The sequence below is a fragment of the Streptomyces lincolnensis genome (assembly GCF_021173675.1).
Lineage (GTDB): Bacteria > Actinomycetota > Actinomycetes > Streptomycetales > Streptomycetaceae > Streptomyces > Streptomyces lincolnensis_B.
In genome coordinates this window covers 548,649-569,474 of the sequence record NZ_JAIHON010000007.1, presented here as the reverse complement: position 1 = coordinate 569,474, position 20,826 = coordinate 548,649, and the positions used below count along the sequence as shown (strand labels likewise).

At 72.7% G+C, this 20,826-nt stretch carries 17 protein-coding genes and 1 pseudogene; 9 read left to right on the top strand and 9 right to left on the bottom strand.

Annotated features, from left to right (window positions below; translation table 11 throughout):
- Position 1: 1 nt before the first annotated feature.
- Complete coding sequence (locus K4B79_RS23565; protein WP_232028862.1) at positions 2–1,630, bottom strand: hypothetical protein; 1,629 nt, start codon at positions 1,628–1,630, stop codon at positions 2–4.
- 323 nt (positions 1,631–1,953) lie between these two features.
- On the opposite strand from K4B79_RS23565, the gene argG reads away from it, so the two are divergent.
- Positions 1,954–3,399: an argininosuccinate synthase gene (gene argG, locus K4B79_RS23560; RefSeq protein WP_232028861.1), complete on the top strand. Its 1,446-nt coding sequence runs from the start codon at positions 1,954–1,956 to the stop codon at positions 3,397–3,399.
- Between the two features lie 110 nt (positions 3,400–3,509).
- On the opposite strand, the gene K4B79_RS23555 is transcribed toward argG, so the two are convergent.
- Positions 3,510–4,331, bottom strand: a complete 822-nt coding sequence (locus K4B79_RS23555) for an anti-sigma factor antagonist (protein WP_269463772.1) — start codon at positions 4,329–4,331, stop codon at positions 3,510–3,512.
- Positions 4,332–4,460: 129 nt separating this feature from the next.
- On the opposite strand from K4B79_RS23555, the gene K4B79_RS23550 reads away from it, so the two are divergent.
- Entirely contained in the window at positions 4,461–4,799 is a 339-nt protein-coding gene (locus tag K4B79_RS23550; RefSeq protein ID WP_232028859.1) for a helix-turn-helix transcriptional regulator, read from the top strand.
- A gap of 51 nt (positions 4,800–4,850) precedes the next feature.
- On the opposite strand, the pseudogene K4B79_RS23545 reads toward K4B79_RS23550, so the two are convergent.
- Positions 4,851–6,526: pseudogene (locus K4B79_RS23545) on the bottom strand (family 78 glycoside hydrolase catalytic domain); the annotation flags it as partial.
- A gap of 173 nt (positions 6,527–6,699) precedes the next feature.
- On the opposite strand from K4B79_RS23545, the gene K4B79_RS23540 reads away from it, so the two are divergent.
- Entirely contained in the window at positions 6,700–6,900 is a 201-nt protein-coding gene (locus K4B79_RS23540; protein WP_232028858.1) for a hypothetical protein, read from the top strand.
- A gap of 69 nt (positions 6,901–6,969) precedes the next feature.
- Here K4B79_RS23540 and K4B79_RS23535 read toward each other — a convergent pair whose 3' ends face one another.
- Positions 6,970–7,632, bottom strand: a complete 663-nt coding sequence (locus tag K4B79_RS23535) for a response regulator (RefSeq protein ID WP_232028857.1) — start codon at positions 7,630–7,632, stop codon at positions 6,970–6,972.
- The gene (locus tag K4B79_RS23530; protein WP_232028856.1) at positions 7,629–8,789 is read right to left on the bottom strand and encodes a sensor histidine kinase; all 1,161 of its coding nucleotides are present in this window, start codon (positions 8,787–8,789) and stop codon (positions 7,629–7,631) included. Before K4B79_RS23530 ends, K4B79_RS23535 begins: the two co-directional genes overlap by 4 nt.
- Before the next feature lie 406 nt (positions 8,790–9,195).
- On the opposite strand from K4B79_RS23530, the gene K4B79_RS23525 reads away from it, so the two are divergent.
- From K4B79_RS23525 to K4B79_RS23510, 4 genes are all read left to right on the top strand, one after another.
- Complete coding sequence (locus K4B79_RS23525) at positions 9,196–10,716, top strand: alpha/beta hydrolase family protein (RefSeq protein WP_232028855.1); 1,521 nt, start codon at positions 9,196–9,198, stop codon at positions 10,714–10,716.
- A 104-nt stretch (positions 10,717–10,820) separates the two neighbouring features.
- Complete coding sequence (locus K4B79_RS23520) at positions 10,821–11,663, top strand: hypothetical protein (protein ID WP_232028854.1); 843 nt, start codon at positions 10,821–10,823, stop codon at positions 11,661–11,663.
- Positions 11,663–13,813, top strand: a complete 2,151-nt coding sequence (locus K4B79_RS23515) for a bifunctional serine/threonine-protein kinase/ABC transporter substrate-binding protein (RefSeq protein WP_232028853.1) — start codon at positions 11,663–11,665, stop codon at positions 13,811–13,813. Before K4B79_RS23520 ends, K4B79_RS23515 begins: the two co-directional genes overlap by 1 nt.
- Complete coding sequence (locus K4B79_RS23510; RefSeq protein ID WP_232028852.1) at positions 13,813–15,987, top strand: bifunctional serine/threonine-protein kinase/ABC transporter substrate-binding protein; 2,175 nt, start codon at positions 13,813–13,815, stop codon at positions 15,985–15,987. The genes K4B79_RS23515 and K4B79_RS23510 overlap by 1 nt, the downstream gene beginning before the upstream one ends.
- 45 nt (positions 15,988–16,032) lie before the next feature.
- Here the strand turns inward: K4B79_RS23510 and K4B79_RS23505 are convergent, their stop codons facing one another.
- Complete coding sequence (locus K4B79_RS23505) at positions 16,033–16,488, bottom strand: Lrp/AsnC family transcriptional regulator (protein WP_232028851.1); 456 nt, start codon at positions 16,486–16,488, stop codon at positions 16,033–16,035.
- Positions 16,489–16,593: 105 nt separating this feature from the next.
- On the opposite strand from K4B79_RS23505, the gene K4B79_RS23500 reads away from it, so the two are divergent.
- Positions 16,594–17,160 (top strand): RBBP9/YdeN family alpha/beta hydrolase, encoded by a 567-nt coding sequence (locus K4B79_RS23500; RefSeq protein ID WP_232028850.1) that lies wholly within the window; start codon positions 16,594–16,596, stop codon positions 17,158–17,160.
- A 49-nt stretch (positions 17,161–17,209) separates the two neighbouring features.
- Here the strand turns inward: K4B79_RS23500 and K4B79_RS23495 are convergent, their stop codons facing one another.
- Both K4B79_RS23495 and K4B79_RS23490 read right to left on the bottom strand, forming a co-directional pair.
- Positions 17,210–17,878: a response regulator gene (locus K4B79_RS23495; RefSeq protein ID WP_232028904.1), complete on the bottom strand. Its 669-nt coding sequence runs from the start codon at positions 17,876–17,878 to the stop codon at positions 17,210–17,212.
- A 17-nt stretch (positions 17,879–17,895) separates the two neighbouring features.
- Positions 17,896–19,023 carry a sensor histidine kinase gene (locus tag K4B79_RS23490; RefSeq protein ID WP_232028849.1) on the bottom strand — a complete coding sequence of 376 codons (1,128 nt, stop codon included), beginning with the start codon at positions 19,021–19,023 and terminating at the stop codon, positions 17,896–17,898.
- A 296-nt stretch (positions 19,024–19,319) separates the two neighbouring features.
- Here K4B79_RS23490 and K4B79_RS23485 point away from each other — a divergent pair, with 296 nt between their 5' ends.
- Positions 19,320–19,685, top strand: coding sequence for a DUF6223 family protein (locus K4B79_RS23485; RefSeq protein WP_232028848.1), 366 nt, complete (start codon positions 19,320–19,322; stop codon positions 19,683–19,685).
- A gap of 152 nt (positions 19,686–19,837) precedes the next feature.
- Here K4B79_RS23485 and K4B79_RS23480 read toward each other — a convergent pair whose 3' ends face one another.
- Complete coding sequence (locus tag K4B79_RS23480) at positions 19,838–20,719, bottom strand: helix-turn-helix domain-containing protein (RefSeq protein ID WP_232028847.1); 882 nt, start codon at positions 20,717–20,719, stop codon at positions 19,838–19,840.
- Positions 20,720–20,826: the final 107 nt, after the last annotated feature.

The following is a 20,826-nucleotide window of genomic DNA, read 5'->3' as shown; positions in this document are numbered from 1 at the left end:
CTCAGCACCCACCCGGCGGCGAGGAGGGCGCCCGATACCCGGAGCCGATCCGGTACACCCCCGGTCCGCCCACCGAGAGCCGGGTGAACTCGCCCTCCTGCCGCAGACAACCGCCCTCCACCCGGAGCCAGGGCGAGTAGGCGACCCGGACACCCACCGAGCCGGGCGCCGGCATCCACACGTCCAGTTCGTCCTGCGTGGCGCGCACCACGCGCGCGGGCGCCGACACCAGAGGTACGGCGTTCCGCACCCGGTAGATCCGCCAGTGCGCGTCCCTCCACACCGGTTCCAGCCACGCGGGCCCGCTGCGCACCAGGGCGGCCTCGGCCGCGCCATGGCGGTCGGGCACGGCATCGGGCAGCACCACGAAACCGACCGCCCAGCGGTCCAGCCAGGCACGGTAGGCCGACGGCGAGAACGTGCCGTCGTAGAACAGCCGGCCGCGCTCCATGTCCAGCTGGGTGTTGAAGCCGCGGGCCAGGTTGACGTACGGGGACAGGACGGCGGCCTCCCGGTGGTCGTCGGCCGGGACCGCCTCCACCCGGGTGTCGTGCGCGCCGAGCCGGTCCAGGGCCCGGACGACTCCACGGGTGTCGGCCGCCCAGGCCGGGACCTGGGCCGAGCCGCGCAGGAAGGTCAACGGCGTCCCCGATCCCAGCCAGGCCAGGGAGGCGACGAGCGCACAGACCAGGCCGCCCCGCAGGCGCCGCGCGCTCCGCTCCGTCGAGAGCAGGGCGGCGAGCAGCACGGCGGGAGCGAACAGCAGCGCGAGGCGCTCGACGTTGGTGCCGATCGGCGAGGGGATCAGATAGGTCAGCAGGACACCCGCCCCGTAGACCGCGGCTCCCCGCCGCACCACGCGCCACCCGCGCGGCGCCAGGAGCGCGACCGACAGGCCCAGCAGGGCGGGCCACAGGATGCGGGCCGCCGGCATCGGCTGCTGTCCCTGGAAGGGGAACAGCAGCGTGGTCGTCCCGACGACCACGAACGGGGGCACGAGCAGGGCCAAGGCCCTCGGCCCATCACGCAGCAGGCCGTAGGCCGCGCCCGCCACCACCAGGAACAGTCCGGCCACCGGGCTCGCCGCCGTCGCGAGCAGCGCGTATCCGGCGGTCAGCCCCACCCGCCGCTCCCCCACCAGCGGCACACAGGCCGCGAGGGCGAGGGCGACGCCGAGCGCGAACGTCACCCGGCCCGCCGCGACATCGGCCCACAGGCCGAACGCGGCGAGCAGGGCGGGCGCGAGCGGGCGTCGGATCCCCGACCGTACGAACAGGACCGCGGCCGACCAGCCGGCGGCGAGGCCCGCGGCGACGGCCACCGTCCGCACCCCGAAGAAGCCCATCAGATACGGCGAGAGGAGGCTGTAGTTCGCCGTGTGCGCCCCGCCGAACCAGAACAGCCCGTACGCCGACCCGCCGTGCTCGGCGGCGAACCGCGCCCAGGTCTCCTGAGCGGCCAGATCACCACCGCCGTTGGCGCGGAAGAACGCCCACACCCCGTACAGCGGGAGCATGGTCACGGTGGCCAGCAGCGGCACCCGGTGACGGCGGAGGAGCGTCCCGGGCGCGCCGGTGGGCGGGGGCGCGCCGCGCGTGCGGGCAGGGCTCAGCTCGACGACAGCTGTCATGAAGGGCCACGTCTCCGATCAGGGATGTCCGCAGCCGGGTCGGGCGGTGCACGGGCGCGCGAAGGGGCGCGCCCCGAGGCCGTCGGGACGGCGCCGGCTGCCCTGCCAGTCTTGATCGCGGCGCTTCACAGGACATCGGCCGTTCGACCGAGGGACCGGCGCCCGCGTCCCCGGCGGCTCGGCTTTATGGCCGAGGCCCGAGGCCAGAAGGCCCGAGGTCAGACGGCCCGAGTCCGCCCTCCGCAAGCGTGACCGAACGACCGTCGGCAGGCGTGACCGAGCCCACCTTTGCATGACCATGCGAGATGATGCATAATCTTCCTATGTCCAAGGTCCTCACCTCCCTTCCCGCCGGCGAACGCGTCGGCATCGCCTTCTCCGGCGGCCTCGACACCTCGGTCGCGGTCGCGTGGATGCGCGACAAGGGCGCCGTCCCGTGCACCTACACCGCCGACATCGGGCAGTACGACGAACCCGACATCGCCTCGGTGCCCGGCCGCGCCAAGACCTATGGCGCCGAGGTCGCCCGCCTGGTCGACTGCCGCGCGGCGCTGGTCGAGGAGGGCCTGGCCGCGCTCACCTGCGGCGCGTTCCACATCCGCTCGGGCGGACGGGCGTACTTCAACACCACCCCGCTGGGCCGTGCCGTCACCGGCACCCTGCTGGTCCGGGCGATGCTGGAGGACAACGTCCAGATCTGGGGCGACGGCTCCACCTTCAAGGGCAACGACATCGAGCGGTTCTACCGCTACGGCCTGCTCGCCAACCCGCACCTGCGGATCTACAAGCCCTGGCTGGACGCGGACTTCGTGACCGAGCTCGGCGGCCGCAAGGAGATGTCGGAGTGGCTGGTCGCCCATGACCTGCCCTACCGGGACTCGACGGAGAAGGCGTACTCCACCGACGCCAACATCTGGGGCGCCACCCACGAGGCCAAGACCCTGGAGCACCTGGACACCGGTGTCGAGACCGTCGAGCCGATCATGGGTGTGCGGTTCTGGGACCCGTCGGTCGAGATCGCCGCCGAGGACGTCACCATCGGCTTCGAGCAGGGCCGTCCGGTGACGATCAACGGCAAGGAGTTCGCCTCCGCCGTCGACCTGGTCATGGAGGCCAACGCCATCGGCGGCCGGCACGGCCTGGGCATGTCCGACCAGATCGAGAACCGGATCATCGAGGCCAAGAGCCGCGGTATCTACGAGGCGCCGGGCATGGCCCTGCTCCACGCCGCCTACGAGCGTCTCGTCAACGCCATCCACAACGAGGACACCGTCGCCCAGTACCACAACGAGGGCCGGCGCCTGGGCCGTCTGATGTACGAGGGCCGCTGGCTGGACCCGCAGGCGCTGATGATCCGCGAGTCGCTCCAGCGCTGGGTCGGCACGGCGATCACCGGCGAGGTCACCCTTCGGCTGCGGCGCGGCGAGGACTACTCGATCCTCGACACGACGGGCCCCGCCTTCAGCTACCACCCGGACAAGCTCTCCATGGAGCGCACCGAGGACTCGGCGTTCGGCCCGGTGGACCGGATCGGCCAGCTCACCATGCGCAACCTCGACATCGCCGACTCCCGCGCCAAGCTGGAGCAGTACGCCGGGCTCGGCCTCATCGGCACCGGCAGCCCCGCCATCGGCGCCGCCCAGGCCGCCGCGACGGGCCTGATCGGCAGCATGCCGGAGGGCGGCGCGGAGGCCATCGCCTCCCGCGGCGAGGTCTCCGACGAGGACGCGATGCTGGACCGCGCCGCGATGGAGTCCGGCACGGACTGACCTCCGAGGCACCCGCACCCAAGGCCGGCCCGGCGCTCCCCGCCCCGGGCCGGCCTTGTGGCATCGGTCGACGGCTCCCGCCGACGCCCGCCCGGTGGTCGGACTCGCCGTCAGTGGGAAGGGGCGCCGTCGCCCTCCGGTACGCCGGAGGTCTCCCGCGCACCGGAGGTGCCGACTTCCGTGACCGCCGCATCCGTGACCGCCGCTTCCTTGACCGCCGCGGCGAGATGGCCGGCGAGGGGCTCGGGCAGGGCCTGGCCGTCGACGGTGCCCAGGACGGCTTCGGCGATCAGGTGCAGCTTGACGTTGCTGCGCTGGGAGGCGGCCACCAGGACCTGCCAGGACTGCTGGACGGTCAGCTGGAACGAGGCCATGAGGATGCCGCGGGCCATGTCGATCGCCGGACGCGTCTCCATGGCCCGGCGCAGCTGGGCGATCTCGGCCGCCGGGTTTCCGTCGGAGGCGCCCGCCGTCCGAGGCGGCCGCTCCGAGGGCGGCGAGGGACTCCAGGCCGTGGCGGCACCGTCCGCCTGCTCCTCGTCGGTGGAACCGGTGAAGAGCGAACGAGTGCTGGTCAGACCGAGCAGACGTTCCACGGCCGGGCTGGCGGCACGCAGGGCGAGGCTCTTGGACGTCCGCACGGCACGGTGCCGCACGCGCAGCAGGACGTTCAGGGCGGAGCAGTCGCAGAACTCCACTCCCGCGAGATCCAGGTCCACACCGCCCTCGGCATGGTCCAGCGCGTCGTTGAGCGACTGGTACAGCACGTGGTCGCTCTCCAGGTCCAGCTCGCCGGACACAGTCACGACGACACGGTCACCGACCGTGTCGACACTCAGTTTCAGAGGCACCGGCGTGTGCGACTGCCGGAACGCGGTGCCGCACTCGGTGCACGACTCCTCGTCTCGGGGACGAACCGCGGGATGGGACATGGGGACTCCCGGCGCCGACCGATCTTCTCTGCCCTTCCAGCATCACCACACCTCGGTTTCACGTCAACCATTACACGAAACGCGATTCGTACTTTTGAATACGTGAAAAAGGCGTCGTATCGTAGGGGCATGGACCGAGCGTTGGAACCGCATGCAGGCTGGACGTTCCTGACCAATCACGCCCGAGTACTGGCCACGATCTTCGACGATCACACGGTGCGTGTCCGCGACATCGCCGCCCGCTGCCAGCTCACCGAACGCGCCGTGCAGAAGATCATCTCTGACCTCGAAGAGGGCGGATACCTCACCCACGAGCGACAGGGCCGCTCGAACGTCTACCGCATCGCGCAGGGCACGTTTCTGCGGCACCCGGCCGACGCCGGCGCCACCGTCGCGGACCTGCTGTCCCTCCTGGTCCATCAGGACAACACGCGTGCCACCGCCGCCGAGGCGCAGGAGACGCACTGAGCAGTGGTGCCCACCGCGTCGGGCCGACGCCTCGGCGCCGAGCGGCAGGTGTCAGCGCAGCCTGCTCGTCAGACGGTACGAGCCGGACGGCAGCCGGTACGAGGCCACACCGCCCGAGTGTCCGAGGAAGCGCACGCCGTCCACGCGGGCCAGCGGAGAGCGCCCCTCGCGGACGGAGTCGGCCGAGACGGCCGGCAGGCGTAGCGTGGCCTCGCTGTTCGCCGGCACCAACGCGTCGTAGGACAGGCTCGCGCCCCGGTCGCCGACCGTCCACTCACTCCTGATCTTCCCGTACGGCGACTCGTGCGCGCCCGCGACGTGCGTGATCCTCCCGGTGGGATCGAGATGCGGTCGCAGGACGAAGTGCTTGAAGCCGGGGCTGTCCGGGTCGCGGGCGATGCCGGCCATGTAGGCGTACATCCACTCCATCACGGCGCCGTAGGCGTAGTGGTTGAAGGAGTTCATGCTGACCGGGCCGAACCCGTCCTGCCCGGAATAGGAGTTCCAGCGCTCCCAGACGGTCGTGGCGCCGTTCTTCACCGAGAACAGCCAGGACGGCATCGCGTCCTGGTGGAGCAGCTTGTACGCCAGGTCCGCGCGGCCCTCGTCGGTCAGGACGGGGGCGAGGACGTTGACGCCGAGGAAGCCCACCGACAGCGTGTTCTCGGCGTACTTGACCCGGCTGCTCGTCGGATGGGCCGCCTTGTAGGCCGCGTCATTGCCGATGTTGTCCGCCAAGTGGGCGACGAGGGCGCGGCGTTGGGACTCGGTGTCGTAGAAACCGAGCTTGAGCACCCACAGCAGGGCGGTCTGGCTGTTGTCCTCGGTCTTCTGGTTCGGGTCGGCGCCGGGTTCGATCGGGGAGGCGTCGCCGAGGCTGGACCTCACGGTGACCGTGCCGCCCTCGGTGCTGAGGTACTTCCTCATGAACGCCTTCTTGATGTCCGCGAACAGCCGCTCGTAGGCCGCCGCCTCCGCCGGCCGGCCGACGGCTCGGGCCATCTGTGCCATCAGGCGGGCGACATGGCCGTAGTAGACGTCGCTCATCAGCTGGGCGCTGGTCTTCTGCGGCGCCAGCCAGTCGCCGGTGAGGGAGCCCTGTCCGGCGTGGGTGTCGCCGGTCTGCCGCCGGATCCAGTCGAGGTAGCGGGTCATGGCGGGCCGGCTGCTCTCGATGACGGCCGGGTCGCCGGTCATCTGCCACAGGGTCCACGGCAGGACGACCCCGCAGTCCGCCCAACCACTGCCGCCGCCGGGGAAGTTGTACCGGCCGCCGGGAGAGACTCCGGTGAACTGGGCCTTGTCCATGCCGTAGATGGTCTGCGAGTCGGCGACCGAGGCCTGGAAGTGGCCGAGGAAGGGCCCGGCGTCGGCGTTGTACAGGCCCGTGGTGGCGAAGACCTGGGTGTCCCCGGTCCAGCCGAGGCGTTCGTCGCGCTGCGGGCAGTCGGTGGGCACCCACAGGTAGTTGCCGCGCTGGCCCCAACGGATGTTGCTGATCAGCCGGTTGGTGTCGGGGTCGTCGGTGACGACGGTGCCCCTCTCATGGATCGCGGAGGTGGCGACCCTGCCGGTCAGGCGGGTGATCGTGACCGTCTCGGTCGCGGTGACGGACGCGTAGCGGAAGCCGTAGAAGGTCAGGGAGTCCTGGTGGGTCTCGCCCCGGCGCGGTCTCCCTTGAGGCTGTACGTGCTGGTGGCCTCGGCGCTGCGCAGGTTCGCCCGGTAGGCGCCCAGCGGCGCGGCCTTCATGACGAAGGACAGCACCTTGAAGACGACCTCGGTCAGCCGCCCCACGGCGGCGATGATCGGCTCGCCCGTCCTCCCTCCTCATCGACCGTGCCAAGGCCACCGGCCGGCTGCGCGCGGACTTCGACCCCTCGGACCTGGTGCTGATCCACATGGCCAACGCCGGTGTCGTCAACGCCTGCGGCGACGCCGCCCCCGACGCCTGGCGACGCGTCGTCGCCCTGCTCGTCCAGTCCCTCCGGACTCCGGCACACGGCCCCCTGCCCGACTCACCCGGGCACGAACCCCTCTACAAGGCCATGCTCCGCGCCGGCCAGGGCACTTCCGCACCTCCGTCGGGCAAGAGCGGCTGACCTGGAAAGCATGCCGGGGTCGGGCGCGGCAGGCGGGGTTGGCCCGGGGGTCCGCTCCGGGCGGCGGTGTCATGCCGGGTGGATGAGACGGCTTTCGTAGGCGAAGATCACGGCCTGGATCCGGTCCCGGAGTTCGAGCTTGTGCAGGATTCGCCCCAGATGGGACTTCACGGTCGCCTCCGCGAGGTAAAGGGTGGCCGCGATCTCGGTGTTGGACAGGCCGCGGCCCACCTGGACCAGCACCTCGCGCTCACGGGCGCTGAGCCGGCTCAGCCGCTCGTCGCGGTCGGCGCCGCCGCCGTCGGGGATGTGCGGGCGGAGGCTCTCCAGCAGGCGGCGGGTGATCCGCGGGGAGACCACCGCGTCGCCCGCGGCCACGCTGCGTATCGCGGTGAGCAGTTCCTCGGGCCTGGTGTTCTTCAGCAGGAAGCCCGAGGCTCCTGCGGTGAGTCCGGCGAAGGCGTACTCGTCCACGTCGAAGGTGGTGAGGATCAGCACTCTGGTCCGCGGGGAGACCCGGATGACCTGCCGGGTCGCCTCGATCCCGTCGGTCCCGGGCATCCGGACGTCCATGAGGACGACATCGGGGCGCACCTCCCGGGCGAGGCGTACGGCCTGGGTGCCGTCCGCGGCCTCGCCGACCGGTGACATGTCGGGCTGGGCCTCCAGGACCGTACTGAAGGCCATACGGAGCAAGGCCTCGTCGTCGGCGATCAGGATGCGGATCGTCATGCGGACGCCGCTCCGCCGCTGCCGAGGGAGAGGCGGGCATGGACGCCCCAGCCACCGCCCGATAGCGGTCCGGCGCGCAGCTTTCCTCCGTAGGCGGCGGCGCGCTCGCGCATGCCGGGGATGCCGTGGCCGGACGGTGTGGCGCCGGGAAGGGGCGAGCAGGGGCCGCTGTCGGTGACGTCGACGGGGACGGTCTCGGTCGAGCAATGTACCCGGACCCGCGCGTGTGTGCCGGTGGGTGTGTGCTTCAGGGTGTTGGTCAAGGCTTCCTGTACCAGGCGGTAGACGGTCAGTTGTGCGGTGGCGGGTATGTGGGTGTGGCCGCCGTGGACCTCGACGCGGGTCGGCAGACCGGCGGCGCGCATCTGGTCGGTGAGGACCTCCAGTTGTGCGATGCCGGGCAACGGGTGGCGCTCCGCGTCCGGTTCGTCGGTCCGCAGGACGCCCAACGAGCGCCGCATGTCGGTCAGGGCCTGCCGGCCCGTCTCGGAGATCTGGAGCATCGCGGTGGTGGCCCTGTCGGGCGAGCGGTGCTGGGCGTAGACGGCGGCGTCGGTGAGCGCGACCATCACGGACAGGTTGTGGGTGACGATGTCGTGCATCTCCCGGGTGATACGCGCCCTCTCCTCGGCGACGGCCAGTCGCGCCTGCTGGTCCTGTTGCTGCTCCAGGCGTACGGCCCGTTCCTCCAGGACCGCGAGGTAGGCGCGCGTGGTCCGCACGTTCACGCCCAGGACCGTGGCGGCGACGACCATCGCGGACAACGCGACGAAGAGGGTCGGGAACGCGCCGTCCACCGCCCAGCGCAGGCAGGCCAGCAGGGCCCCGCCCTCCACGACGGCAGCGGCGACAAGCGCGCCGCGCCGGCCCGAGTGCGCGGCCACCGTGTAGAGCGCCACCAACAAGGCGACGTCCGCGGGCAGTTGGATGTCCACCAGCCACTGGACGAAGGCCGCGGCTGCCACCAGCCCGAACACCGTGAGCGGGGCCCGGCGCCGCCACACCAGGGGCAGCGCAAGGGCGGCGGTGAGGGCCACGGCCACCGGGAGCTCCGGGTGCGCGCGCGTGGTCAGGATGTTGAGCAGGAGCAGCGCCGACAGCAGCGAGTCCCCCACCATGGGCGGCAGCCGGAGCGCCCGGCGCCGGGCCGCTCTCACCGGTCCACCGCTCGCACCGAGGCGGCCGGGTCGGCGTACCCCGTCAGCCGTACGGCTGTCCCCACCCGCCGCACACGGTCCCGGGGGCGCACCGCGTTGGGGGGCTGCCTCGGTCATCTCACGTCCCTGTCGGTTCAGCAGCGTGGTGACCCCGGCCGGGGTCACCACCGCGTGCGGCCGGAGCCGGGTCGGGTACGGGGAGCGCGCACCCGGCGCTCCCGGCGTGCGCCGCGGCCCTGTCACCGTAGGCCGCGGGCCCGCGCGGCACATGAGTCCACCGGCTGATCGCACCGCGCCGAGGTACGACCGCAGGAGGAGTCCCGTCACCTCCCGCGGTCGCAACGCGGCCGTTCATACGGCGTGCTCGATTGCGACTCCGGTCGCATGCCGGGGCGACCCGGGATCGATGTGGCCTCGCGGGCCGCGCCCCGAGGATGGCCGGGTGACCGAGATCATCGCGGGGCTGTACATGTCCCCTCCGGAACTTCTTGCCCTGCTGGGTGCCGTCGCGCTGGTGGGGGCGCGCCGGCTTCCCCCCATCGCCCGCCCACGCGTCACGGTCGCGGCGGGGGCGGTTCTCGTGCTGTCCGCGATCGTGCTGAGTGCGGTGGGGATCCGCTGGCAGATGCTGCCGGTCCTGGCCGGCGCTGCCCTCGCGTCGCCGTTCGCCCTCTCTCCCCTGCTGCGACGCCGTACTGGCCGGCCGGCGCGGCGCGCCCGATGGTGGCTGGCATTGCCGGGGACGGTGGCCTGCGTCGGCCTGATCGCCGCGGGTCCGGTGGCCGCCTGGGCCTTTCCCGTCCCCGTGTTCCCCGAGCCGTCGGGCCGTTTCGCGGTCGGCACCCGCGTGGTGCAGTGGACCGATCCACGCCGCCCCGAGACCTTCACGGCCGATCGGCACGACCGGCGCACGGTCGTGGTCCAGCTCTGGTACCCCGCGCGGAAGAGCCCCGCCGGCACGGAGCGGGCCCAGTACCTCGGACGCACGGGGCACGAGGCACGCACTGTTTCCGAGGCCCTCGCAGACTATGCCGGCCTGCCCGCCTTCCTGATCGACGGCGTCCCGCGGGCCCGCACCCATGCGGTCTTCAACGCCCCGGTGGCCGACCGGGGCGGACGGTTTCCGGTCGTGCTGTTCTCTCCCGGATCGGGTGGGGTGCGCACCCAGAACACCGCCTGGGCGGAGGAACTGGCGAGCCACGGCTATCTGGTCGCCGCCCTGGACCATCCGTACGACTCCGCCGCCGTCGTCCTCACCGACGGCCGAACGATTCGCACCAGGACCACCTCCACCGGCGACCGGGACAAGGACGACCAACTGGCGGCCGAATGGACCGCTGTTCGGGCCGCCGACCTCCGCTTCGTCCTCACCCAGCTGGACCGTATGGGCCGAGGCGAGATCGCCGGCCCGCCGGCCGGACGCCTGGACACCGGCCGAGTCGCGGTCGGCGGCCACTCCATGGGGGGCGCCGCCGCCCTGCAGGCGGCCCGGCAGGACTGCCGGTTCGACGCCGTCATGGATCTGGACGGCTACCCCCACGGCCCCGTCTCCCCCTCCCTCCACCGACCGACGCTCGCGCTCACCCAGGCCATCACCCCGGGAACCGACCCGGACTACCTGCCCCGTCTCACCGAGGCCCTCCAGCACAACACCGCGACGAGCTACCGGCTCACCGTCCCAGGCGCCGCGCACCTCACCTTCATGGACGGCCCCCTCTACCTGCCGCCCGTGCCCTCGACGGTCGGCTCCCTGGGCCGCACCGGGAGCCCGCACGTCGTCGCCGCGACCACGCTCGCCTTCCTGGACACCACCCTGCGACACAAGCCAGGTGACCTGGCCGGCGTGCTGTCGGCCTACGGCGACCTCAGCGTCCACGAACCGGGCGACAGCCGCCGGCCGGGCGCGATCAAGCTGTGTGACAAATGAGGTACAGCTGAGCCACGTGATCGTCAATCGCCGGCCACTGCACGCAAGTTGCTGCCACCATCATCGCTGGTGTGGGGTGGCGGTCGGGCGCGGGGAGAGTCGTGGTGGCGAACGGATGGGTGGTGCGCTTTGGCTGCGCCGTCGCGACGGGGGCTCTGCTGGTGACCGGTTGCACCTCCGGCGCCGGCGAACAAGCGGCGACGCCGCCGCCCCAGGCCCGCGCCACCGGCTCCGCCGCCCCTTCCCCGAGCACCGCCGTCGACATCGATCCGGGAAAACTGCCGACGACGGCGGCCCGGGCCACCGCCCTGATCCGCGACGTCATCGCGCAGCCCGCCGCGTTCGGACCGGACACCGAGCGCGACACTCCCTATGAGAGCGACCCGCGCAGGTGGGCGGTTCTCCGGAAGAACTGCGTCTGGGAGCAGCAGGCGCTCCCGAAGGACGTCCTCGCCACCCTGACCCGCCACTACGAGGTGCCGGCGGGCGGCGGCAAAGGACCGATCCTGCTGACCGCCGTGGTCACGGCCCACCGGACCGCCGAGCAGGCCGACTGGGAGAACGCCGAGGTCCTGGAGGAGATGATGCGGTGTCCCTCGCAACTGCTGCGCGCCGGTGAGGTGTTGTCGAACCTGACCGATGTGCCGACCGCCCTCGGGGACGACGGGATCACCTACGCCGACGACGTCCTCACCGAGATGGGCGAGTACACGAGTGACGAGGCCGGCGGCCCGCACGCCTACGTCTGGTCGCAGACCCGCATCGGGCCGTTCACCGTCGCGGTCTCGGCCAAGGGGTCCAAGGGCTGGTCCCGGACCGATCTCTTCGACCGGCTGAGGCAGCCCCACGCCGACATGCGCGGCCGTCTCGCCGGCGCGATCGAGCGGGGCACCGCGGCCGCCTCGCCCTCCGCCTCGGCGTCGACCACCGCGAAGGACACGCGCTGATGGCCGAGAAGCTCACCCCCACCGACCCGTCCCGCATCGGCGGTCACCGCCTGCTCGCCCGGCTCGGCGCCGGTGGCATGGGCGTGGTCTATCTCGGCCGTGCGGAGTCGGGCGAGCTGGCCGCCGTCAAGGTGATCCTGCCGGAGTACGCCGACCAGCCCGAGTTCCGTGCCCGGTTCCGCCGTGAGGTCGCCGCCGCGAGGCGGGTGGACAGTCCCTGGGCCGTGCCGGTGACCGGTGCCGATCCGGACGCGGCGGCGCCCTGGCTGGCCACCGCGTTCGTACCGGGCCCCGCGCTCGCCGAGGCCGTGGCCGCCTGCGGTCCGCTGCCGTCGCGCGGGGTGCGGGTCCTCGGCCGCATGCTGGCCCGCGCGCTCACGGCCGTGCACGCGGCGGGACTCGTGCACCGGGACGTCAAGCCCGGCAACGTCCTCCTCGCCGTCGACGGCCCCCGCCTCATCGACTTCGGTATCGCCCGCGCCACCGAGGACACCGCGCTCACCTCGGCCGACATGGTGGTCGGCACCCCCGGCTTCCTGGCTCCGGAACAGGCCCGGGCCCGGCCCGCCTCGCCCGCCAGCGATGTCTTCGCCCTCGGCTGTCTCCTCGTCTACGCCGCCACCGGGCGCCCGCCCTTCGGCACCGGAGCCGTCGACGCCCTGCTCTACCGCACCGTGCACGACGCGCCCGACCTCGACGGCGTCCCCGACGACCTGCGCGCGCTGCTCGACGCCTGCCTCGCCAAGGACCCGGCCGCCCGGCCCACCGCCCGCGCGCTGGACGAGGCGCTCCTTCAGCACACCGAGGACCTTCAGGACACCGAGGACACGCCTGCCGGCACCGCCGACTGGCTGCCCGACCCCGTCGTACGGCTCATCGCGGACCGCTCCGCCGCGATGCTGGCCCTGCCGGACATCGAGGCCACGTCTGTCGACGTGGCAACGGACGGGCCCGCGGCAGAAGTTCCCGAGGACGCTCCGCCCCCGGGCCGCCCGAGCCGACGCCGGCTGCTGCTCCTGGGCGGGGCAGCCGTCCTGGCCGCGGGCGGTGGCGCCGCCTGGTGGGCGAGCGGTCGCGACGACGAGCCCACGCCTGCCGCCCGCCGCTGGGTGCTCGGCGTCCAAGCCGACCTGACCGGCCCGCAAAGAGCCGTCGGACAGGCCCAGGAACGCGGCACACGCCTCGCCGTCGAGCAGTTCAACTCCCGTCAGGACAAGCCCTTCACCCTCACCCTCCAGGTCGCCGACGACCAGGGCGACCAGACCCGCGCCACCGAGCGCGCCCGTGCACTCGCCGCCGACCGCGACCTGCTCGCCGTCATCGGCTCCACCGGCGACGCCACCACCGGGGCCGCCCTCGACGCCTACGACGCACAGGGCGTGCCCCAGCTGACGGCATCCTCCGCGCAGGCGGTGTACGGCACCGCGCAGCCCCGCCGTTTCCTCCAGGCCGTGCCCGGCTACATGGTCTCGCCGGCCCTGATCGCCTTCCGGCTGCGGGACTTGGGGGCGAAGAGCGTGGGCGTGCTGATCGACCGGGACGGCGGCCAGGCGTCCTGGGAGATCGGCCATACGACGTTCCAGTCCCTCGGTGTCGTGAAGATCCCCGTCGAGCCGCGGGTGGTGCCCGTCCTGGCCGCGGATCTCGCGCCGGTGGTGGCAGAGATGACCGCGCGCGGACCCGACGGCTTCGTCTACACGGGCACACCCGCCCGCGCGGCAGCCGTCGCCCGCGCCCTCGCGCAGCGCGGCTTCACCGGCCCGCGCGTCCTGGGCTACCCGGCCGCCGAGCAGGAGTTCCTGACCACCGCGGGCAGCGCCGCCGAGGGCTGGCAGACCTTCGCCCCGTACATCGACCCGGCGAGCACCCCCGTCCGCGCCTTCACCACCGCCTACCGCAAGCGCTACGGCTCCGCTCCCCCGCACTGGGCGGCGGAGGCCTACGACGTGGCCCGCATGGTCATCACCCGTCTCACCCAGGCCCGCGGCCGCCCCTCCCGCGCCCAGCTGTACGCGCTGCTGGCGAAGGGCACGTACAAGGGCCTGGTGCGCACGTACGCGTTCGACGGCCAGACGCTGAAGGGCTACGACGTCTTCCGCTACGAGGTGAAGGGCGGCCGGTTCGCCTACGCGGGCGAGGCGGCGTTCTGATGCGGCCGCTCACGGCCGACGATCCCGACGACATCGGCGGGCACCGGCTGCTGGCCCGGCTCGGCGCGGGCGGCATGGGCGTGGTCTACCTGGCCCGTACGGCGGGCGGGGCGCTGGTCGCGCTCAAGGTGATCCGGGCCGAGCACGTGGCCGATCCGGCGTTCCGCACCCGTTTCCGGCGTGAGGTGACGGCGGTCCGCTCGCTGACCGGGCGCCGGCTGGTGCCGGTCGTGGCCGCCGACCCCGAGGCCCGACAGCCCTGGCTGGCCACCGAGTTCGTGCCCGCGCCCTCCCTGGTCGAGGCGGTCGACGGCCAGGGGGCACTGCCCGTCGCCGCGGTACGGGCCCTGGGCATCCGGCTGGCCGAGGCGCTGACCGCCGTGCACGCCGCGGGAGTCGTGCACCGGGACGTCAAGCCGGGCAACGTCCTGCTCGCCCTCGACGGGCCGCGCCTGATCGATTTCGGCATCGCGCACGCTGTGGGGGCCACCGCGCTCACCGCGCCGGACGCCGTCGTCGGCACGCCCGGCTTCCTCTCACCGGAACAGGCACGTGCCCGTGCCGACGAGGTCGGCCCGCCCAGCGACGTCTTCTCGCTGGGCTGCGTCCTGGCGTACGCGGCCTCGGCGCGGCGCCCGTTCGGCACCGGGCACGCGGCGGGCGTCCTGTTCCGTACGGTGCACGAGGAGCCGGACCTGACGGACGTACCCGCCGCACTACGCGAGCCGATCAAGACCTGCCTGGCCAAGGACCCCGCCAGGAGGCCGACCGCCCGGCAGCTCGCGACCGCGCTCCAGGATCCCCGGACCTCACTGGCACGGAACGGGCCGACGGGACAGGCGGCGGAGCACTGGCTGCCGCCCGCCGTCGTACGCCTGGTCGCCGAGCGGTCCGCGCGGGCGCTGGACGTGCCCACACCCCAGCGATCCCCCCAGCGCCCGGCGGACGACGGCACGGCCCTCGACCCGACGCCGCCGGGCCCGGCCGAACCCGACCCGCCGACCCGGCGGCGCGTACTGCTCCTGGGGAGCGCGGCGGCCTCCGTGGTGGCGGCCGGCGGCGGGGTCACCGCCTACCTGGCGGCCGGGCAAGGATCCACAGGCGGCTCCGACACCCGCCTTCCCGTGCACACCCTCGGCTTCCAGGGGACGCTGAGCGGCACCGGCCGGGCGGACGGCGTGGCACAGGAGCGCGGGGCGCGGCTTGCCGTGGCGCAGCACAACGCGCACAAGGACATCACCTTCCGTCTCGCCCTCGACTCCTTCGACGACCGCGGTGAGGCGGCACGGGCCGAGCAGGCGGCCCGCCGTTTCACCGAGGCCCAGGTCAGCGCGGTCCTCGGACCCACCGCGGCCGCCACGGCGATCGCCGCCGGACCGCTCTACCAGGCCGCCGGCACGGCCATGGTGCTGATCTCCGTGGACGACCCCCGGCTCACCGACGCCGATCTGCGCACCCTGTGCGTCACCCGGGCCCCGGAGCAGTTCCTCGCCCTCGCGCTGACCTCGTACTTGTCCCAGGTGCGCCCCGTCGACCGCACCGCCGTCATCGACGACAGGGCGGCGGGCCGGGCAGGCTCCGACGTGACCGACACGCTGACACGGCAGCCGCCCCACGAGGGCACGACCAGCGTGCACCCCGTCGCCGCCGACACCGACGACTTCGCGCCCGCCGTCCGCGCCGCCCTCGACGCCCGGGCCCAGGCCGTCGTCCTCACCGGGACCTCGCCCGAACGCGCCGCCCGCTGCGCCCGCGCCCTCGCCGCCGCCGGATTCACCGGGCCGCGCCTCGGCACCTGGCACATCATGCGGTCCTCCTTCCTCCAGCAGGCCGGATCAGCAGGCCAGGACTGGCTGTTCGCCACCCCGTTCACCGACCCCGACAGCGTCTCCCCCGCCTTCCGCACCGCCTACCGCGCCAAGTACGCCACCGCCCCGGCCCGTTGGTCCCCCGAGGCCTACGACGCCGTAGGCCTCGTCGCGCGTGCCCTGTCCTCCCTGGGCGGCTCGCCCGACATCACCCCGACCACCGTCTCGCAGCACCTCTTCGGCATCACCTACCAGGGCCTGGCCAAGCCCCTCCGCTTCAGCGACGGCACCCTCGACCGGGGCCCGGTGTACTTCCTGTTCCAGGCCAAGGGGAACGGCTTCCGCCTCGTGGGACGCTACGGGTAGAGCACGCGAGCCCGCCGACACGATCGGGGCAGCGGCTGTGGCCGCTCACGACACCGGTGACTCGGCGTCGGTCAGCGGCTTCTGCGGGTAGGTGCGAAGTACGAGGGATGTGGTGACGGGGCCGAAACGGGCGAGTGCGTCGACCACTTCTTCGAGTCGTCCCGCCTGCGGGCAGTGGACGTCGAAGATGAGGCAGTCCTCCCCGGTGACCCTCAGGGTGGAGGCGATCTCGGTGGTCCGGGAGGCGAAGTCCAGGGCGCGTGCGAGCTGGGCATGTGTGGTGCGCAGCCGGATGACCGCGTGAATGTTCAGGCCGAGGGCCACCGGGTCGACCACGGCTCGGTAGCCGGTGATGATCCCGTTCTTCTCCAGCCGCTGGATACGCGCGCTTGCCGCCGGCTGCGAGAGTCCGACACGGCGCCCCACCTCGGCGCCGGTCAGCCGGCCGTCGGTCTGGAGCAGGGCGAGGATGTCCCGGTCTATGCGATCGAGTGATTCCATCGTCGTCAGCACCACTTCCCTTGAGATCACTTGCGCCACCGCCACGGTCCTGATGCATCCAGCAGAATCTGCGCCAGGAGCCCCCGCGATCCTAGGGAGCGACGAGTGAAGGAGTGGTGGGCGGTGGCCGCGTACGTCATCATCCCGGGCATCGACGGCTCGGACGAGCAGCACTGGCAGTCGGTGTGGGAGCGCCGGTGGGGCACTTCGGCGGTGAGGATCTCCCCTGCCTCGTGGTCCGCTCCCGACCTGGACGACTGGGTCGACGCCGTCCAGGAGGCATACGACCGGACTCGCGAGCAGGACAGCCGGGTTGTGCTGGTGGCCCACAGCCTGGGCTGCTGGGCGGCATCCACCTGGCTGACCAGGAACCCGTCGAACCCGACGGCCGGCGCGTTCCTGGTCGCGCCGCCCGACCCGGGTGGGCCGGCGTTCCCACGCCAGGCGGCAGCGACGTTCACCGGGCTGTCGGCCCAATCGTTGCCGTGCCCTGCTCTGGTGGTGGGCAGCGCCGACGATCCGTACTGCGCCACCGAGGCAGCCGCCGGCTTCGCGACACGGTGGGACGCACGATGGCATCTGGCGGGCGCCCACGGACACATCAACTCCGCCAGCGGCCTGGGCCCGTGGCAGCAGGGCCGTCACCTCCTGGACTCCCTGACCGAGCAGTGATCCACCCGGATGTGTCGACCCGCGTGTGCCCGGGAGGGGCCCCGGGCCGTCAGGCGTTGCCCGGTGTCACCAGGCCGGATTCGTAGGCGAGGACGACGAGTTGGGCGCGGTCGCGGGCGTGGAGTTTGGTCATCGCCCGGTTGATGTGGGTTTTCGCGGTGAGCGGGCTGATCACCATGCGGTCGGCGATCTGGTCGTTGGACAGGCCCTGCGCGACGAGGGCGACGGCCTCTCGTTCGCGTTCGGTCAGTCCGTCGAGGCCGGTGCCGGTGCCGGTGAGGAGGGACGGCGGCTGGGCGACGTACCGCTTGATCAGCTTGCGGGTGATGGACGGCGCCAGGAGCGCGTCACCGCGGGCGGCGACCCGCACGGCGTGCACCAGGTCGTCCGGCACGATGTCCTTGACGAGGAATCCGGCGGCTCCGGCGCGCAGCGCGTCCAGGACGTACTCGTCCATGCCGTAGTTGGTGAGGATGACCACGTGCACCTGGGCCAGGGCGGGGTCGGCGGCGATGCGGCGGGTGGCCTCGATGCCGTCGACGACCGGCATCCGGATGTCGATCAGTACGACGTCCGGCAGGTGCCGGGCGGCCAGCGCCAGGCCCTCCGCGCCGTCGGCGGCCTCGGCCACCACCTCGATGTCGTCCTCCAGGTCGAGAAGGGCGCGGAACCCGCTGCGGATGAGCGGCTGGTCGTCGACCAGCAGGACACGGATCATGAGGTCTGCTCCACGGGTCATGAGACCTGCTCCACGGGAAGTTCGGCCCGGACGGTGAAGCCGTGCTCGTCGCGCGGCTGCGCGCGCAGCCGGCCGCCGAGGGCGGTGACGCGTTCCCGCATGCCCAATAGTCCCAGGCCGGGCGTCGGCACGGTGTCGGGTGTGGCCTTGCCGTCGTCGTCGACCTGGACGGCCAGTGAGTCGGCGCGGTAATCGATGCGGACCGACGCGGTCGCGGCGCCGGCGTGCCGGGCGACGTTGGTCAGCGACTCCTGCACGATCCGGTAGGCGGTACGGCTCACCGCGGCCGGCACGTCGGACCGCTTCCCGTCGATCGTCAGCGTCGTGTCCAGACCGGCCCTGCGGGACTGTTCCACCAGTTCCGGGATGTGGTCGAGCCCACGGGGCGGGGTGGTGTCGTCGTCGCGCAACGCCTCCAGGGTGGCGCGCAGTTCCCGGGTCGCCTCACGTCCGGCCTCCTGGATCGCCAGCAGCGCCTCGGAGACCTGCTCGCCTCGTCTGCGGGCCACATGGACGGCGACTTCGGACTGCACCTTGATGATGGAGATCTGGTGCGTGAGCGAATCGTGCAACTCCCGCGCGATGTGCAGCCGTTCCTCGTCCGCGCGGCGCCGCGCGGTCTCCTCCCGGGTGCGTTCGGCCTCGTCCGCCCGCCGCTCGGCCTGCCGCAGCGCCTCCCCCGCGGCGAAGGCAGCGATCAGCCAGGCGATCTCCAGGACGTGCCGGGCCTGTGCCCACCCCTCCCCCACGGGCCCGTCGCGGAGGACCAGGGCGGTCAGCTGAAGCACGACCAGCATCGTCACGGACACCACCACCGTGAAGGTGCGGTGCCCGGCCCGTACCGCGCCGTACACCGCGACCAGATACGGCACGGAGAGCGCGTCGAAGCCGGCCGCCAGATACCCCACCGCGCACACCCCGGTGACGGCCAGCACGGCGAGCGGGGCACGGCGACGCGCGACCAGGGCCAGACCGCCGGCCGCCAGCAGTACGTAGCCGAGCACGTCGAGGTCCGTGCCGGGGGGCTCCCCGGACAGCCCGGTGCCCAGCAGCAGGGCGGCCGCCCCGAGGGCGATCGTCCCGTCTGTGACCCCGGCCGGCAGGCCGAACCGTCCTTCGTCCATGCGCGCACCTTAGACCGGCGGCCACCGGCGGCAAGTCCCGCTCCGGGACGAGCCGCCCACTACCGCACCCGTGGTAGTCACGCGCCGTCTACCACGTCCGCGGCAGCAGCCTGCGCCGGCTGCGGCAGCGCGAAGTGTCTGCGGCTGCGGGACGACCGGCGGGGCGTCCGGCAGAGATGCTCAGGTCGCGGCGAAGCGACGGGATCGTTCGCGTGAAGAGCGCGAAGAACCCGAAGAGCGCGAGAACGCGAGAACGCGAAGAAGGTCATGAGAAGTAGGTCATGAAGGGGAGAGACATGAACGCATCAGGCGTGGTGATGGCCGCCGCCGAGGGCGGAATCATCGGTGACGGGCGTACCGGGGCCAACCTGGCCCTAGGGGTCGGGCTGGTCGGCGTGGCCCTCGGCTGGCTGGCCCTGGCCCGCGTCTCCGGCCGCATCAGCGCCGGCAACGCACGCACCGGAGCCCTGTCGGCCATGGCGGTGGGGCTGGTCGGCACGGTCCTCGCGGTACTGCACCTGGCCACCTCCAGCGGCGGCCCCGGCACCGGCAACGGCCTCGTCGGCGCCATCGTGGCCGTCCCCCTGGGGCTGCTCGCCATCGGCCTCGGCGGCCGCGTCCTGACCCGCTCGCGTACGGGGGGCTCGGTACGCACGGGTTGAGCGCGGCGAGTCCGTGGGCGGCCGACCGGGCGGTTCAGCCCGCGCTCTCCGGGCTCGGGCATGGCGATCACTTCCCGGGTGCCCGCTCGGCTGCCGCGCGCTGGTCGGTACTGCCCGCGAAGAGGACCTCGGTCGGCGGCGGCCCGTCGCGGTCAGCCGAGTGGGTTGGAGGCGGGCAGGTGCTGGTCGGCGGCCCAGGAGGCGAGGATGCGCAGTCGTTCGTGGGTGGCGGAGCCGGGGGCGGCGGTCCAGACGGTCAGGTGCTGGTCGGGGTCGGTGTTGGCGGTGAGGGTGTCCCAGTCCAGGACGAGTTCGCCGACGACGGGATGGTGGAGGGTCTTGGTGCCGACGGTGCGGGCGGCGACGTGGTGTTCGCCCCACCACTTGGCGAACTGCTTGTCGCGCAAGGACAGTTCGCCGACCAGTTCGATCAGGCGGGGGTCCTCGGGGTACTTCGCGGCCTCCATGCGCAGCTGGGCGACGGCGATCTGCGCGGAGGCCTCCCAGTCGGCGTACAGGGTGTGCATGGGCGGCTCGGTGAAGATGATCCGGGGATAGTTGCGGTGTTTCTCCGGCAGGTGGGAGAAGTCGGTGACCAGGGCGGCGGCCAGTGCGTTCCAGGCGAGGATGTCTCCGCGCCGGCCCTGCACGATGGCGGGGGTGGCGGTGAGGTCGTCCAGGACCCGTTGCAGTTGTGGCTGGACGGTCTGCCGGCCGCGGCGCCGGGTGCGGGTGCTGGTCCTGCCGGCGAGCTGGAAGAGGTAGCCGCGCTCGTCGTCGTCCAGATGGAGTACCCGGGCGAGGACGTCCAGCACGGGTGCGGAGGCCTGCATGCGGCCCTGTTCCAGGCGGGTGTAGTAGTCGGTGCTGATGCTGGCGAGCTGGGCGACCTCCTCGCGGCGCAGTCCGGCCACCCGGCGGGGCCGGTCGGTCTCGGGCAGCCCGACCGTGCGCGGGCTCAGTTTCGAGCGGCGCTTCTTGAGGAATTCTCCCAGCTCGTTGAGGGGGACGTTGGCGGTCATGCTGCCCAGCATGACACCGGTCGCACCGGGGGAAGGGGGGAGAATTTCCTCCCCGGATGTTTTCCTCCCGGGATGGATTTCTCCGCTTTTCCCGCCTGCCCCTGCGTGTGAGGGTCGAT

What these genes read in the sequence shown, in the direction of transcription:
- K4B79_RS23495 (WP_232028904.1), bottom strand. Translation starts at nt 17,878, where the DNA reads ATGATCCGTGTCCTGCTGGTCGACGACCAGCCGCTCATCCGCAGCGGG.
- K4B79_RS23555 (WP_269463772.1), bottom strand. Translation starts at nt 4,331, where the DNA reads ATGTCCCATCCCGCGGTTCGTCCCCGAGACGAGGAGTCGTGCACCGAG.
- K4B79_RS23510 (WP_232028852.1), top strand. Translation starts at nt 13,813, where the DNA reads ATGCGGCCGCTCACGGCCGACGATCCCGACGACATCGGCGGGCACCGG.
- K4B79_RS23535 (WP_232028857.1), bottom strand. Translation starts at nt 7,632, where the DNA reads ATGACGATCCGCATCCTGATCGCCGACGACGAGGCCTTGCTCCGTATG.
- K4B79_RS23480 (WP_232028847.1), bottom strand. Translation starts at nt 20,719, where the DNA reads ATGCTGGGCAGCATGACCGCCAACGTCCCCCTCAACGAGCTGGGAGAA.
- K4B79_RS23540 (WP_232028858.1), top strand. Translation starts at nt 6,700, where the DNA reads ATGGCCAACGCCGGTGTCGTCAACGCCTGCGGCGACGCCGCCCCCGAC.
- K4B79_RS23485 (WP_232028848.1), top strand. Translation starts at nt 19,320, where the DNA reads ATGAACGCATCAGGCGTGGTGATGGCCGCCGCCGAGGGCGGAATCATC.
- K4B79_RS23550 (WP_232028859.1), top strand. Translation starts at nt 4,461, where the DNA reads ATGGACCGAGCGTTGGAACCGCATGCAGGCTGGACGTTCCTGACCAAT.
- K4B79_RS23515 (WP_232028853.1), top strand. Translation starts at nt 11,663, where the DNA reads ATGGCCGAGAAGCTCACCCCCACCGACCCGTCCCGCATCGGCGGTCAC.
- argG (WP_232028861.1), top strand. Translation starts at nt 1,954, where the DNA reads ATGTCCAAGGTCCTCACCTCCCTTCCCGCCGGCGAACGCGTCGGCATC.
- K4B79_RS23565 (WP_232028862.1), bottom strand. Translation starts at nt 1,630, where the DNA reads ATGACAGCTGTCGTCGAGCTGAGCCCTGCCCGCACGCGCGGCGCGCCC.
- K4B79_RS23490 (WP_232028849.1), bottom strand. Translation starts at nt 19,023, where the DNA reads ATGGACGAAGGACGGTTCGGCCTGCCGGCCGGGGTCACAGACGGGACG.
- K4B79_RS23505 (WP_232028851.1), bottom strand. Translation starts at nt 16,488, where the DNA reads ATGGAATCACTCGATCGCATAGACCGGGACATCCTCGCCCTGCTCCAG.
- K4B79_RS23525 (WP_232028855.1), top strand. Translation starts at nt 9,196, where the DNA reads ATGTGGCCTCGCGGGCCGCGCCCCGAGGATGGCCGGGTGACCGAGATC.